Annotated in this window: 13 protein-coding genes; 7 read left to right on the top strand and 6 right to left on the bottom strand. The window is 68.4% G+C overall.

The window, feature by feature from the left end; genetic code table 11:
- Nucleotides 1-2 precede the first annotated feature (2 nt).
- The 7 genes from LG334_RS09515 to LG334_RS09485 all read left to right on the top strand — a co-directional run bounded on the left by LG334_RS09515 (nt 3) and on the right by LG334_RS09485 (nt 7955).
- Nucleotides 3-1376 carry a cbb3-type cytochrome c oxidase subunit I gene (locus LG334_RS09515; RefSeq protein WP_404385506.1) on the top strand — a complete coding sequence of 458 codons (1374 nt, stop codon included), beginning with the start codon at nt 3-5 and terminating at the stop codon, nt 1374-1376.
- A gap of 26 nt (nt 1377-1402) precedes the next feature.
- On the top strand, nt 1403-2077 hold the full coding sequence (locus LG334_RS09510; RefSeq protein ID WP_404385504.1) for a DUF4142 domain-containing protein: 675 nt from the start codon (nt 1403-1405) through the stop codon (nt 2075-2077).
- 385 nt (nt 2078-2462) lie between these two features.
- Nucleotides 2463-3287 (top strand): CbbQ/NirQ/NorQ/GpvN family protein, encoded by an 825-nt coding sequence (locus tag LG334_RS09505; protein WP_404385501.1) that lies wholly within the window; start codon nt 2463-2465, stop codon nt 3285-3287.
- A gap of 28 nt (nt 3288-3315) precedes the next feature.
- Nucleotides 3316-5259 (top strand): nitric oxide reductase activation protein NorD, encoded by a 1944-nt coding sequence (locus tag LG334_RS09500; protein ID WP_404385499.1) that lies wholly within the window; start codon nt 3316-3318, stop codon nt 5257-5259.
- A complete protein-coding gene (locus LG334_RS09495) occupies nt 5256-5843 on the top strand; it encodes a cytochrome c oxidase subunit 3 family protein (protein ID WP_404385497.1) in 588 nt (195 codons plus the stop codon). Before LG334_RS09500 ends, LG334_RS09495 begins: the two co-directional genes overlap by 4 nt.
- Before the next feature lie 23 nt (nt 5844-5866).
- A complete protein-coding gene (locus LG334_RS09490) occupies nt 5867-6172 on the top strand; it encodes a cytochrome C oxidase subunit IV family protein (protein ID WP_404385495.1) in 306 nt (101 codons plus the stop codon).
- 97 nt (nt 6173-6269) lie between these two features.
- The gene (locus tag LG334_RS09485; protein WP_404385493.1) at nt 6270-7955 is read left to right on the top strand and encodes a diguanylate cyclase domain-containing protein; all 1686 of its coding nucleotides are present in this window, start codon (nt 6270-6272) and stop codon (nt 7953-7955) included.
- Nucleotides 7956-8024: 69 nt separating this feature from the next.
- Here the strand turns inward: LG334_RS09485 and LG334_RS09480 are convergent, their stop codons facing one another.
- The 6 genes from LG334_RS09480 to LG334_RS09455 are packed head-to-tail and all read right to left on the bottom strand — an operon-like array spanning nt 8025 to nt 12772.
- The gene (locus tag LG334_RS09480) at nt 8025-9590 is read right to left on the bottom strand and encodes a cytochrome D1 domain-containing protein (RefSeq protein ID WP_404385491.1); all 1566 of its coding nucleotides are present in this window, start codon (nt 9588-9590) and stop codon (nt 8025-8027) included.
- 1 nt (nt 9591) lies between these two features.
- Complete coding sequence (nirJ, locus tag LG334_RS09475; protein WP_404385489.1) at nt 9592-10839, bottom strand: heme d1 biosynthesis radical SAM protein NirJ; 1248 nt, start codon at nt 10837-10839, stop codon at nt 9592-9594.
- A gap of 1 nt (nt 10840) precedes the next feature.
- Nucleotides 10841-11356: an Lrp/AsnC family transcriptional regulator gene (locus LG334_RS09470; protein ID WP_404385487.1), complete on the bottom strand. Its 516-nt coding sequence runs from the start codon at nt 11354-11356 to the stop codon at nt 10841-10843.
- Nucleotides 11353-11808: an Lrp/AsnC family transcriptional regulator gene (locus tag LG334_RS09465; RefSeq protein ID WP_404385485.1), complete on the bottom strand. Its 456-nt coding sequence runs from the start codon at nt 11806-11808 to the stop codon at nt 11353-11355. Before LG334_RS09465 ends, LG334_RS09470 begins: the two co-directional genes overlap by 4 nt.
- The gene (locus LG334_RS09460) at nt 11805-12320 is read right to left on the bottom strand and encodes an AsnC family protein (RefSeq protein WP_404385483.1); all 516 of its coding nucleotides are present in this window, start codon (nt 12318-12320) and stop codon (nt 11805-11807) included. Before LG334_RS09460 ends, LG334_RS09465 begins: the two co-directional genes overlap by 4 nt.
- Complete coding sequence (locus LG334_RS09455; protein ID WP_404385481.1) at nt 12317-12772, bottom strand: Lrp/AsnC family transcriptional regulator; 456 nt, start codon at nt 12770-12772, stop codon at nt 12317-12319. Before LG334_RS09455 ends, LG334_RS09460 begins: the two co-directional genes overlap by 4 nt.
- Nucleotide 12773 lies beyond the last annotated feature (1 nt).

The raw sequence follows: 12773 nt of genomic DNA, 5'->3' as shown, positions 1-12773 counted from the left end.
TCATGAAATACGCATCACAGAAGATCGCCTACTGGTACTTCGGCGCGGCCCTGCTGCTGTTCGTCGTGCAGGTCCTGGTGGGCGCCCTGGCCGGCACCGTCTACGTGCTGCCCAACTTCCTGGCGGAACTCGCGCCGTTCAACATCCTGCGCATGATCCACACCAACGCCCTGATCGTGTGGCTGCTGCTGGGCTTCTTCGGGTCGGCCTACTACCTGATCCCGGAAGAGGCGGAGCGCGACATCATAAGCCCCAAGCTGGCCTATGCGCAGCTCATCATCCTGGTGGTCGGCGCGCTGGGCGCGGTCATCGGCTACCTGTTCGGCATCCATGAGGGCCGCGAGTTCCTGGAACAGCCGCTGTGGGTGAAGATCGGCATCGTCGTCGCCGCCCTGATCTTCCTCTACAACGTCTCCATGACCGTCCTGAAGGGCCGCAAGACCGCCATCACCAACGTCCTGCTGCTCGGCCTGTGGGGTGTGGCGCTGTTCTTCCTGTTCGCCTTCTACAATCCGTCCAACCTGGCGCTGGACAAGATGTACTGGTGGTACGTCGTCCACATCTGGGTCGAGGGCGTGTGGGAACTGGTGATGGCCTCCATCCTCGCCTTCCTGGTCATCAAGCTGACGGGCGTCGACCGCGAGGTGGTGGAAAAGTGGCTGTACGCCATCGTCGGCCTGGCCCTGCTGTCCGGCCTGCTGGGCACTGGTCACCACTACTACTGGATCGGCACGCCGGGTTACTGGCAGTGGATCGGCTCCATCTTCTCCACGCTTGAGGTCGCGCCGTTCTTCGCCATGGTGCTGTTTGCCTTCATGATGGTGTGGAAGGGTCGCCGCGACCACCCGAACAAGGCCGCCCTGCTGTGGGCGCTGGGCACCCCGGTCATCGCCTTCTTCGGCGCCGGTGTGTGGGGCTTCATGCACACGCTTGCCCCCATCAACTACTACACCCACGGCACGCAGGTCACCGCGGCCCACGGGCACCTGGCCTTCTTCGGCGCCTACGTCATGCTGAACCTGGCCATGATCAGCTACGCCATGCCCAGCCTTCGCAAGGTCGCGCCGTACAACCAGGTCCTGAACATGTGGACGTTCTGGATCATGACCTCGGCCATGTGCTTCATGACCTTCACGCTGACGTTTGCCGGCGTCGTGCAGACCCACCTGCAGCGCGTCATGGGCACCTACTACATGGAGGTGCAGGACCAGCTGGCGCTGTTCTACTGGATGCGTCTGGGCTCGGGCGTGTTCGTGGTGATCTCGGCGCTGATGTTCGTCTACGCCATCTTCGGCCCGGCCCGCGCGCAGGTGCCCCACCACATGCGGACCCCGACCGGCAAGACCGCCGAAACCGCCCCCTCCCCGGCCGAATGATGTTCGGCGGCGAAAGGAGACGTCCCATGAAAAAGACCATCCTCACCGCCGCCCTGGGGCTGCTCGTCATCGGGCAGCCCGCATGGGGCCAGGCGAACATAAAACCTGACACCGACCCGCGCATCCCGCGGGAAAATTCGGAAACCCTGCCCAACGAAGACCGCGAGTTCCTGCGCACCGCCATCGCCCTCAACGAAGTGGAGGAGCGCCTGGCCGAACTGGCGGTGGAGCGGGCCGACAACGAGGACTTGCAGGAACTGGCCGTCGACATCGCCTCGGAAATGATGCGCATCGACAGCCGCCTGCACCGCTTCGCCCGGGAAGCCGGCGTGGACGTGCAGGACCCCGACCTGACGGTGGACGACGCCGGCGGCTCCATCGGGGGCGCGGCAGGGGCCGTGACCTGGACGGAGAACGTCGGCGGCGAGCAGACCAAGGCTGCCGTCGAGGAGCTGTCCCAGCTTGAGGGCGAGGCCTTCGACGCCCGCTTCATCGAGGCGCAGCTGAACATCCACGACCGGCTGATCGACCTCTACCAGACGCAGGCGTCCAACAGCGCCGATCGTGAAATCGCCAGTTTCGCCATCAAGGCGCTGGTGACCGTCCAGAGGAACAAGGACGTTCTTGGGGCTCTCGCGCCGCGCTACGGCGTGGACTACGATCCCAACGGACAGCCTCCGCAGTACGGCCCGGCGGACTGACCCCGGACAGACGTTCGCCGTGCCCGAGACGCCGCCGATCCGCCTCCCCGGTGATCGGCGGCGTTTTCTTGTTCGTGCATCAGCGATGGGCGGGGTGCGGCGAGGCCACAAAGACACAAAGTACACCAAGAGGATGTGCTGACGGATGCGTCGTGCATCAAGCGGTGGGCGAGGAATACAGAATTGCGGCGAAGCCGCTTGAAAGCCGTTACGGTCGCCACCGTTTGATCCACGTTCTCCCGGTTTCTTGGTGTTCTTGGTGTCTTGGTGGCCTCGTCGCACCCCGCCAGCCGCTGACACACGGTTGACCAGGGTCAAGGCCCGCTGCCGTCCGCCGGTCCATCCTCGGGCCATGATGACGGACACCAACGCCCCGAGGACTGCCATGCCCCACGACGTCACCGCCCCCCGCGCGGGCGAGACCACCGCCACGCCCGATGTGCCCTACTACCTGCCCACGGGGTCGGAGCGGGCGCTGTTCGAGACGGCGCACAAGAACCGCCTGCCGCTTCTGCTGAAGGGCCCGACGGGCTGCGGCAAGACGCGCTTCGTCGCGCACATGGCCGCCCGCCTGGGGCTGCCGCTGCACACGGTGTCCTGTCACGACGACCTGACCGCCGCCGACCTGACCGGCCGCTATCTGCTGAAGGGCGGCGAGACGGTGTGGGTGGATGGGCCGCTGACCCGCGCCGTCCGCGAAGGGGGCATCTGCTACCTGGACGAAGTGGTCGAGGCGCGCAAGGACGTGACCGTCGTTCTCCACCCGCTGACCGACGACCGCCGCCTGCTGCCGCTGGAACGCACCGGCGAACTGCTGGAGGCGCCGGACAACTTCATGCTGGTGGTGTCCTACAACCCCGGCTACCAGAACGTGCTGAAAAGCCTCAAGCCGTCGACCCGCCAGCGCTTCCTGGCGCTGGACATGGGCTATCCGGCGCCGGAGCAGGAAACGCAGATCGTCGTGTCGGAAACGGGCATCGAGACCGACCGCGCCCAGATGCTGGTGATGGTCGCCAACCGCATCCGCGGCCTTCAGGGCGTCGACCTGGAGGAAGCCGTCTCCACCCGCCTGCTGGTCTATTGCGCCACCCTGCTGCAAGCCGGCCGGCCGCTGAACGAGGCCGTGCAGGCCGCCATCATCGAACCCCTCAGCGATGAGGCCGACGTCAAGCAGGGCCTGTCCGAGACCATCGACGCGCTGCTCGGCTGACCCTCTTGCCGCCGGGAAGGATGACGCCATGAGCCTCCTTGAGATTTTCGAACCGGAAGAATACGTCGGCCGCTTCTGGCACCGCCTTGTGGGCCAGGCGCAGACGTATCCGCGCCACCCCGACGCAGCCGTGAAGCTGGCCGACATCCGACCCGTGCTCGGCGTCGTGTTCCGAGGCCTGGGTGGCGACCGCGCCGTGGAGCTGGCCGCCGCCGGACAGGAGGAAAGCGGCCACCGCCTCACGTTGCGCCAGCGGCTGGGCATGGCGGCGGAAAGCCTGCCGGCCGCCAGCCTGGGCGAGGCTGCCCTGCGGCTGCCCGAGGCGCTGGACATCTTCCCGAGCACGGAGGACAACCGCCGCTTCTACATCTGGCTGACGGCCTTCTTCGCCGCCGCCCCGGCCGTTCCCGTCGTGCAGGATACCGACCCCCTGCGCCGCGATCTGCGCGCCCTGCGCACCGCCCACGCCGCCACCCGCGCGGCGCTGGAACAGTTCCCCGGCCTGCGCCGCCGCCATGCCGCGCTGGCCGAGGCGTTGCTCGGCATCCGTCCCAGGCGCCCCGCCGGCTCACCCGAGGAAGCGCATGTGGAGGCCATCGTCCGTGCGCTGCTGGGCGATGTCGCGCCGCCGCCCAAGGCCCGCGCCATGCATGACGCCGTGCTCGCGGATGATCCCGAGGCCGTGCAAGCCTTCTTCGCCCCCTTGCGCTACACGCCCTTCCTGCCGGTGCCGCTGTGGGGCGAGGTGCGGCCTCTGGCGACGGTCTCCCGGCCCGAGGACGACGACGAGGACAGCGAGCACGCCGCCAAGGAACCCCAGGACGAGCGCAAGAAGAAGGCCAGCCGCAAGACGCTCGACCAGCCGGACCGCGACGACCCGCTCATCCTCAACCGCTTCGAGAAGATCCTGGCGCTGGCCGAGATGGTCAACGTCAACCGGGGCAAGGACGACGACGACGAGGAAAACGCCAAGAAGGCGGCCGAGGACCTGGACGAGATCGTCATCAGCCCCAACAAGAAGAAGACCGCCGCGCGCCTGCGCCTGGACCTGGACCTGCCGCCCGACGCGGCGACCGGCGAGGCCATCACCGGTCGCTTCACCTATCCGGAATGGGACTACCGCAAGGGCGCCCTGCTGCCCAACCACTGCCGCGTCCTGACCGGCCCGGCGGCGACGGAGGGCGAGGACTGGGAACCCGACGACACGGCCAGGCGCCTGATCCACCGCGTGCGACGCCAGTTCGAGGCCCTGCGCCCGCGCATGGTCACCTTCCGCCGCCAGGCCGACGGTGATGACCTGGACCTGGAGGCCCTGGTGCGCTCGCGCGTGGACATGGTCGCCGACGGCACGCTGGACGACCGCGTGTACCAGAAGACGCGGGCCGTGGCGCGGGACCTGTCGGTCGCGGTGCTGGTGGACGTGTCGCTGTCCACAGACGCCTGGATGGACGACCGCCGCGTGCTGGACGTGGAGAAAGAGGCGCTGTCGGTCTTCATGTCGGGCATCAATGCCTGCGGGGACGAGAACGCGGTGTTCACCTTCACCAGCCGCAAGCGCGACAACGTGCGCGTTTCCACGGTCAAGGACTTCGACGAACCGTTCAGCGACACGGTGCTGCGACGGGTCGCGGCGCTGAAGCCCGGCTCCTACACCCGCATGGGCGCGGCCGTGCGGCATGTGGCGGCGCAGCTGGAAAAGCGTCCGCACCGCCACCGCCTGCTGCTGGTCCTGACCGACGGCAAGCCCAACGACATGGACCACTACGAGGGCCGCTTCGGCATCGAGGACACCCGCCGCGCGCTCATGGAGGCCCGCCGCAAGGGGCTGACGGTGTTCGGCGTGACCGTCGACCAGAAGGCGCAGGACTACTTCCCCGCCCTGTTCGGCCGCGGGCGGTATGCCATCGTCGGCCAGGTGGGCCGCCTGTCGCGCGCCCTGCCCCGCATCTACCAGAGCCTGTCCCAGCAATGACACGCCTGGAGGACATGCCCGACGAGGACCAGGCGCCGGCCGACTGGGGCCCGCTCTCGGACCTGCCGGGCAATCCGTTCATGTGGATACTGATCCTCTCGGAACTGGCGGTGTTCGGCGCCTTCCTCATGGGCTTCGCCGGCGCCCGCCTGGCGAACCCGGACCTGTTCGCCGAGAGCCAGGCCCAGTTGAGCCGGGTCTACGGCGGCCTGAACACGCTGGTGCTGGTCACCAGCGGATGGTTCGCCGCCCTCGCGGTGCGCAATCGCGCCGAGGGGGCGGTGCGCCGGGCACGGATGTGGCTGGGGGCCGCCGCCGTGCTCGGCGCCGTGTTCCTGGCGGTGAAGGTGCTGGAATACGGCGAGAAGATCTCCGCCGGCGTCGGCCTGGAGACCAACACCTTCTGGACGCTCTACTGGCTGATTACCGGGTTTCATGCCCTGCACGTGGTGGCGGGCATCGGCATTCTCGCGCTTGTCGCCTGGAAATCGAGCCTGGAGAACCTGGAGACGGGCACCGCCTTCTGGCACATGGTCGACCTGATCTGGGTGCTCATCTACCCCGTGCTCTACCTGATCCGCTGAGCGGGACACCGACGGAGGCCGTCATGCACGACGCATCCCACCACCCCAGCCGCCGCGCCCTGGCCCTGACCTGGGCGCTTCTCGCCGGCCTGACCGTCGGCAGCATGGCCACGGCCTTGGCGGACGGCGATGCCGTGTCGACGGCGGCGCTTGCGGGCACGCAGGTGGCGCTGATCCTGGCGCTGACGGCGGTGAAGGCGCGCCAGATCCTGCACGTCTACCTGAACCTGCGCACCTCGACCGGCGGCTGGCGCGTGCTGTTCACGGCCTTCGTCCTGGCGATCCTGGGCGTGGTGCTGGGCGGGCATCTTCTGGTGGGGGTGGTGTAGCCTCGCACGCCCTGCAACACGGCCTGACCCCGCTTGTGTCGCAGCCCGCCGATCCGCTACCCTGTTATCCGAAAGATTTAGGACTCAGGGAGACATCATGATTGGTCGGACCAACGGGCCTGGTCGGCTGAGCCTGCGGACCCGTTTCGCCGTCGCAATCACCCTCCTGGTGGTCGGGGTGACCCTGTTTCTGGGGTGGATCGTCTCCGTCGAGGTGGGGCGGCAGGTGCGGGGCGACATTGGCTTTTCGCTGGCCGATGTCGCGCGGCAGATGGCCGACAAGCTGGACCGCAGCATGGCCGCCCGGGTGACCGAGGCGCAACTGCTGGCCAACATGCAGATACTGGCCCAGGCGGACGACCCCGATGCCATCCGCAGCCAGCTGGAAAACCTGCAGGACAGCTATGACGTCGTATCCTGGATCGGCTTCACCGACGCCACGGGCACGGTGATGGCCGCCACCGGCGGCATTCTGGAGGGCGTCGACATCAGCAACCGCCCCGTCTTCCTCGAAGGCCGCGAAGGCACCTGGGTGGGCGACGTGCACGAGGCCGTCATGCTGGCCAGCCTGCTGCCCAAGGAAGACGGTGAGCCAGTCAGGTTCGTGGATGTCGCCGTGCCCGTCCACGGCCGCGACGGCAGCCTCAGCGGCGTGCTCGCGGTGCACCTGAGCTGGGACTGGGCCAACATCATCAAGGACACCATCATTTCGCCGGCAGAGGTCCTGCGGGGTGTCGAAGTCTATGTGGTCGCCCGGGACGGCGTCGTGCTGCTGGGGCCGGACGGCACCATCGGGCAACTGCTGGGCATCCTGGACGCGCCGCTGCCGGACGGCGTCCGGGAAGCCAACTGGCAGGTCCTGCAATGGCCCGACGGCAGCGCCTATCTCACCGGCCGCGCGGCCTCCGACGGCGAGGGTGCCTTTCCGGGCCTGGGCTGGACGATCCTGGCCCGCCAGCCGGAAGCCGCGGCCTTCGAGCCGGTACGGAGCCTGCAACTGGAGATCGCCGCAGTCGGCGCCGTTCTGGCGATCCTGTTCGCCGGCATCGGATGGGGCGTGGCCGGCCGCCTGTCGGCGCCCCTGCTGCGCCTGGCCGCCGCCGCCGACCGTGTCCGCCGCGACAAGACGCATGAGAGCATTCCATTGGAGACCGGGTCGCCGGAGTTGCTGAAGCTGTCGCGGTCGCTGCGCACCATGGTGGGGCGCCTGCTCGACCAGAGCGAGACGATCGGTCAGTTGACCGACGCGGTTCACACCGACCCGCTGACCGGCCTGAACAACCGGGCCTTCATGACCGGGCACATGGACCGCATCCTGGCTGACGCCGCTCGGGAGGATCGTGCGGTGGCGGTGCTGTTCCTCGATCTGGACGGATTCAAGCAGGTGAACGACAGCCTGGGGCACGAGGCGGGCGACATCCTGCTGGTGGAGGTGGCCGACCGGCTGCGCGAAACCCTGCGCGCCGGCGACATCGCCGTGCGCCTGGGCGGGGACGAGTTCGTCCTGATCCTCAAGACCGACCCGAACAAGGTCGAATGGCTGGTGACGGCGGTGGGCAACCGGTTGATCCAGGCGGTGACGGAACCGGTCCGCCACCCGGAGTTCGGAACGGCCCGCGTCGGGTGCAGCATCGGCGCCGCCTTCTGGCCCGCCCACGGCGTGACGACCGCGGAAGTCATGGCGCAGGCCGACCAGGCGCTCTACGCCGCCAAGAACACCGGCAAGGGACGCATCGTCATCCACGACCCCACCGCCGACTCCGGTCGGGCGGCCAGGGCCTGAGGTGGCGGCGCCCTCCGGGAAAGGCGTACGGGATCACCTGAGCTTCCGTTCGAAGCCGTGTGACACCGATCAGTGACTCGTCCCCTCCTCGTAGCGGATCTTGTTGGCCACGTTGTATTTGCCCACCGGCCGGCGCATGGGAATCTCCTTCACCAGCTCCAGCGTCGCGGCGTCGTAGACCAGGAGCGCGCCATCGTCCTCCATCACCGACAGCAGGACGTACTTGCCGTCGTCGGTGAACTCGGCGTGGGCGACGGTCCGGCCCGGGCGGGGGCGCAGGGTCTCCACGATCTCAAGGCTTTCCTTGTCGATCACATGCACCGCGTCGCGGTTGGGGCCGAAGAAGACGTCGGCGAAGGCGTGCGGGCTGTTCGCGTGGCTGCGCATGAAGAAGCCGGGGCCAAGGGTTTCCAGTTCCGTCACCACCTCCCACGTCTGCATGTCCAGCACCGTGATCTTGGCCTCCTTCAGGTTGGGAGAGGCCATGACGCGGCGGCCCTGCCAGTCAAACGTGATGCCCGAGCCGAGGTGCGGCATGCCCGACAGCGGAATGTCGGCGATCTTGCGGCCGACGATCAGGTTGACCACCTGCCCGTTGTGCCCGTTGCGCGCCGCGCCCATGAGGTTCTGATAGTCCTGGCTGAAGAAGAAGTCGTCCAGGTAGTCGTCCAGTTTGATGCGGCGCGCCTGGAACGCCTGATCCTTCACGCCCAGCGCCTCCACCATGCCCGGCTCGTAGTTGTGGACGAGGCCCGGATAGTGCGGCTTCTTGGGCTTTACGTAGGGGATTTCCCAGACCTCCGGCAGGTCCTTCAGCGCCACGATGAAGCTGTCGCGCGGCGGGGCGGCATAGACGGCCGACACGCGGCTGGTCTCCCCCCGGTCGCCGACCACGGGGATCACGCGATGCGGCGTCAGATCGGCGGCGTTGAGGATCACCACCGTCCCCGGCAGCGTGTTGCCGACGGCTACCCATTTTCCGTCACCGGACACGGCGATGTTGCGCGTGTTGATGCCCGCCCGCACCTCCGCCACCATTTGCAGCGAATACAGGTCGTACATGGACACCCAGCCGTCGCGGCTGGCCATGTAGGCGAACCGGCCGTCGGGGGAATACTTGATGCCGCCGTGCAGGGCAAAGCGGCTCTCGAAGCGGGCCAGGCGCTCGAAGGTGTCGCCGTCCAGCACGCTGACATGATGATCGCCGCTTTCCACTACCGAGAACAGGTTGAGCGGGTCCGCGTCGAACACCGGCGCGTCGGGCAGCGCGGCCGGGTCCACGTGCTGGATGTGGCTGGCGGCCGTTTCCGCCATACCCCAGTCGGGCAGCGCCTCGGGCGCGGCGAAGATGTAGGCGGCCAGGGCCTCGGCCTCGGCCCGCGACAGGGAGTCCCCGAAGGCCGGCATCTGGCTGGCGGGGCGGCTGTGGAGGATGACGTCCACCGCCTCGTCCCGCTTCAGGCGGCCCAGGTTCTGCGGCAGCAGCGCCGGGCCGATGGCGCCCAGGCGGTCCCCGCCGTGGCAGGCCGCGCAGTTCTCGGTGTAGAGCCGCGCCGCGTCGGGCTCGGCGGCCCGGGCGGCAACCGCCAGGGCCAGCACGGCGGCCGAGGCCGCCACCAGAAGACGAACGCCCATCTCAGCCTCCCACGGCCATGCGGCGACGGGTTTCTCCGAAGCCGGTCAGTGCGACACGCGGGGCGCCGCCGGTCACGCCGATCTCGTCGTCGTCCAGGTAGCAGCCGGGATCTTCCGCCCAGGCGTCGCCCGTCAGCTGCCAGGCGCGGGTGCGGGTGTTGCCGTTGCAGATGGCGCGGAAGGAACACTCCGCGCACCGCCCCTTCAACGGCCGGCGCGACGATTTCAGGCCGGCCATCAGCGGGTCCGACGTGTCCTCCCAGATCTCGGAGAACGGCCGCTCGCGCACGTTGCCAAGCGTATGGGTCCACCACATGGTGTCCGGGTGGACGTTGCCCAGGTTGTCGATGTTGGCGACGTTCACGCCCGAGGCATTGCCGCCCCAGCGCTCCAGCATCGTCCGCAGCATGGGCACCTGGTCGGGAAAGCGGCGCTCCGCCCATTTCAGCAGGTAGACCCCATCGGCATCGTTGTTGCCGGTGACGTATTCGCGGGACCGGCCGGCGCGCACGTCGTCGACGCAGCGGTCGAACAGCAGGTCCATGGTGTCGCGGGTCAGGGCGTGGTGGGCGTCGGAGCGGCGGTTGTGGTTGCCGCGCCCGGCATAGTTCAGGTGCGTGACATACAGCTTGTCGATACCCTCGGCGTCCGCCAGGTCCAACAGGCCCGGCAGGTCGGCGGCGGTGTCCTGGGTCGGGCAGAAGCGCAGGCCCACCTTGATGCCGTGGTCACGGCACAGCCGCGCGCCGTTCAGCGCGGCATCGAAGGCGCCTTCCTTGCGGCGGAAACGGTCGTGCGTCTCGCGCAGGCCGTCCATGCTGATGCCCACGTAATCGAAGCCGACCGTCTGAAGGTGATGCACGTTGTCGGTGTTGATGAGCGTGCCGTTGGTCGACAGACCGACGTAGAAGCCCATCATCTTGGCCCGCGTCGCCACGCGCAGGATGTCCGGGCGCATGAGGGGCTCGCCGCCCGAGAGGATCAGCACCGGCACGCCGAAGCCCTTCAGGTCGTCCATCACGCCGAAGACCTCGTCGGTGGACAGTTCGCCCTTGAAGTCGGTGTCGGCGGACAGGCTGTAGCAGTGCTTGCAGGTCAGGTTGCAGCGCCGCACCAGGTTCCAGATCACCACCGGGCCGCTGGGCATTCCCGAACCGGCGCCGGGCGCGACGGGGCGGCGGGGGCGCGGGGGTTCGCGGCCCTCGGCGTCGGCGAGCACGGCGGTGATGTAGCGGGACAGTCGGAACATATCAGCCTCCCTGACCGGCGGCGGGGGCGCGCCCCAGGCGCAGGCCGGTCTTCTTGAGGATTTTCGTCGAATAGAGGATCTCGCCGGCGCGGCAGGCATCACCCAGCAGCGCGCGGATTTCCGCCGCCTGCTCTTCGGCTTCCGCACGGTGGTGGCCGTGGACCATGGCGAACAGGTTGTAGGGCCAGACCTCGGGGAAGCGCGGCCGCAGGTAGCAATGGCTCACGAAGGGCAGCGCGCCGACGGCCTCGCCCAGCGCCATGACGCGGGCGTCGTCCACGTCCCACACCGTCATGCCGTTCGCGCGGTAGCCCAATCGGTAGTGGTTGGGCACCACGCCGATGCGTCGGATCACGCCGGCGGCCTGCATCCGGGCGAGCCGGGCGCGCACGTCCTCAGCCGAAAGGTCCAGGTCCTCGGCGATGGCGCCGTAGGGATCGGGGACCAGCGGCAGGCCGGACTGGGTCGCCTCGATCAGCGCGCGGTCGGTGGCGTCGAGAAGGCAGGGCGTCGTCATGCCGTCAACCTCAGGTCCAGGTGGAACTCGTGCAGCTTGGGCATGGGCAGGACCGTCAGGCCCGTCAGTTCCGAAATCTCGGCGCAGACCTCGCGGCAGCGACGCGGGCTGTCGGCGGCGACCACGAACCACATGTTGAGCGCATGGTCGCGGGCATAGTTGTGGGCGACTTCGGGCCAGGCATTCACCTGCTCCGCCACCGCATCAAAACGATCGGCCGGGACGGTCATGGCGCACAGCACCGCCTCGCCGCCCAGGGCCTCGGGCTTGAACAGGGGGCCGAAGCGGGTCAGCACGCCGCGCGCCCGAAGGTCGGCGATGCGGTCGATCAACTGCTGCTCCGTCAGGCCCAGCGGCGCGGCGGCCTCGGCGAAGGGACGCGCGGAAACGGGAAATCCGCCCTGCAGCGCGTTGATGACGGCGCGGTCGATGGCGTCCAGGTGTTCGGTCATGCCTCCCCCCTCGCCCGGCCGTAGCGGCCGCCGGTCTGCTTGTAGCGGTGCGTGCTGAACAGGATGTCATGCGGGAACCGGGCAAGGCCCAGGCGCGCCAGCATCTCGCGCACCTCCGCCGTCACCACGGCGCGGTCGCGGCCGTGGACCATGGCGTAGAGGTTGTACGGCCACTGCCCCGGCACACGGACGCGGCGATAGCACAGCGTCACCGCCTTCTCACCCCCCAGCATCCGGCCCGTTTCCGCCACCTGTTCGTCGGGCACGTCCAGCACCACCATGGCGTTGGCGCGGAAGCCGGCCTCGTGATGGCGGACGATGGCGCCGAAGCGGCGGATGATGCCGGCCTCCGACAATTCGGACAGGCGGGAGATCACCTCCGCCTCGCTCATGCCGATACGGGAGCCGAGGCTCGCATAGGGGCGGTGCGACAACGGCAGGCCGTCGCGCAAGGCGGCGACCAGGGCCATGTCGGCGTCGGGCAGAGGTGGAAAACGGTCGACGGCGGTCATCGCAACGGGAACCCCAGGTCCAGGTGGTAGGCCTCCACCATGGGAAGCCGCAACAAGGGCAGTCCGGTCTCCGCCTCCACCCGGTCCAGCACGGCGTCGCGGCCGGCGGTGTCGGGGGCGGTGACCACGAACCACAGGGTCCAGTGTGGATGGTCGCGCCGGTAGTTGTGATTGACTTCGGGAAAGGTCCCGACAAATTCCGCCGTCTTTTCCAGGGAATTTTCCGGCACCGCCAGGGCGGCCAGACAGCTCGCCCCGACGGTGCCGGTACGGTAGACCGCCCCGATCCGCGAGATCAGTTCATCATCCAGGGTCATCTCGCGGAACGCGGCGATCACCGCATCCTCTGTGACGCCCAGCCGGTCGGCGAGCGTCTTGTACGGGCGCGGCGTCAGCGGGAAGTCGCGCTGCGCGACCTCCAGCAGGCGGGCCTTGAGGTCGCTGGTGTCCATT

Origin of the sequence: Caenispirillum salinarum, assembly GCF_044803115.1 — a bacterium.
GTDB classification, from domain to species: domain Bacteria; phylum Pseudomonadota; class Alphaproteobacteria; order Rhodospirillales; family Rhodospirillaceae; genus Caenispirillum; species Caenispirillum salinarum_A.
The sequence above is the reverse complement of the archived record's forward strand: the minus strand, read 5'-3'. Positions and strand labels throughout refer to the sequence as shown.

Coding starts and splice junctions, on each gene's coding strand:
- LG334_RS09515 (WP_404385506.1), top strand. CDS start 3: ATGAAATACGCATCACAGAAGATCGCCTACTGGTACTTCGGCGCGGCC.
- LG334_RS09510 (WP_404385504.1), top strand. CDS start 1,403: ATGAAAAAGACCATCCTCACCGCCGCCCTGGGGCTGCTCGTCATCGGG.
- LG334_RS09505 (WP_404385501.1), top strand. CDS start 2,463: ATGCCCCACGACGTCACCGCCCCCCGCGCGGGCGAGACCACCGCCACG.
- LG334_RS09500 (WP_404385499.1), top strand. CDS start 3,316: ATGAGCCTCCTTGAGATTTTCGAACCGGAAGAATACGTCGGCCGCTTC.
- LG334_RS09495 (WP_404385497.1), top strand. CDS start 5,256: ATGACACGCCTGGAGGACATGCCCGACGAGGACCAGGCGCCGGCCGAC.
- LG334_RS09490 (WP_404385495.1), top strand. CDS start 5,867: ATGCACGACGCATCCCACCACCCCAGCCGCCGCGCCCTGGCCCTGACC.
- LG334_RS09485 (WP_404385493.1), top strand. CDS start 6,270: ATGATTGGTCGGACCAACGGGCCTGGTCGGCTGAGCCTGCGGACCCGT.
- LG334_RS09480 (WP_404385491.1), bottom strand. CDS start 9,590: ATGGGCGTTCGTCTTCTGGTGGCGGCCTCGGCCGCCGTGCTGGCCCTG.
- nirJ (WP_404385489.1), bottom strand. CDS start 10,839: ATGTTCCGACTGTCCCGCTACATCACCGCCGTGCTCGCCGACGCCGAG.
- LG334_RS09470 (WP_404385487.1), bottom strand. CDS start 11,356: ATGACGACGCCCTGCCTTCTCGACGCCACCGACCGCGCGCTGATCGAG.
- LG334_RS09465 (WP_404385485.1), bottom strand. CDS start 11,808: ATGACCGAACACCTGGACGCCATCGACCGCGCCGTCATCAACGCGCTG.
- LG334_RS09460 (WP_404385483.1), bottom strand. CDS start 12,320: ATGACCGCCGTCGACCGTTTTCCACCTCTGCCCGACGCCGACATGGCC.
- LG334_RS09455 (WP_404385481.1), bottom strand. CDS start 12,772: ATGGACACCAGCGACCTCAAGGCCCGCCTGCTGGAGGTCGCGCAGCGC.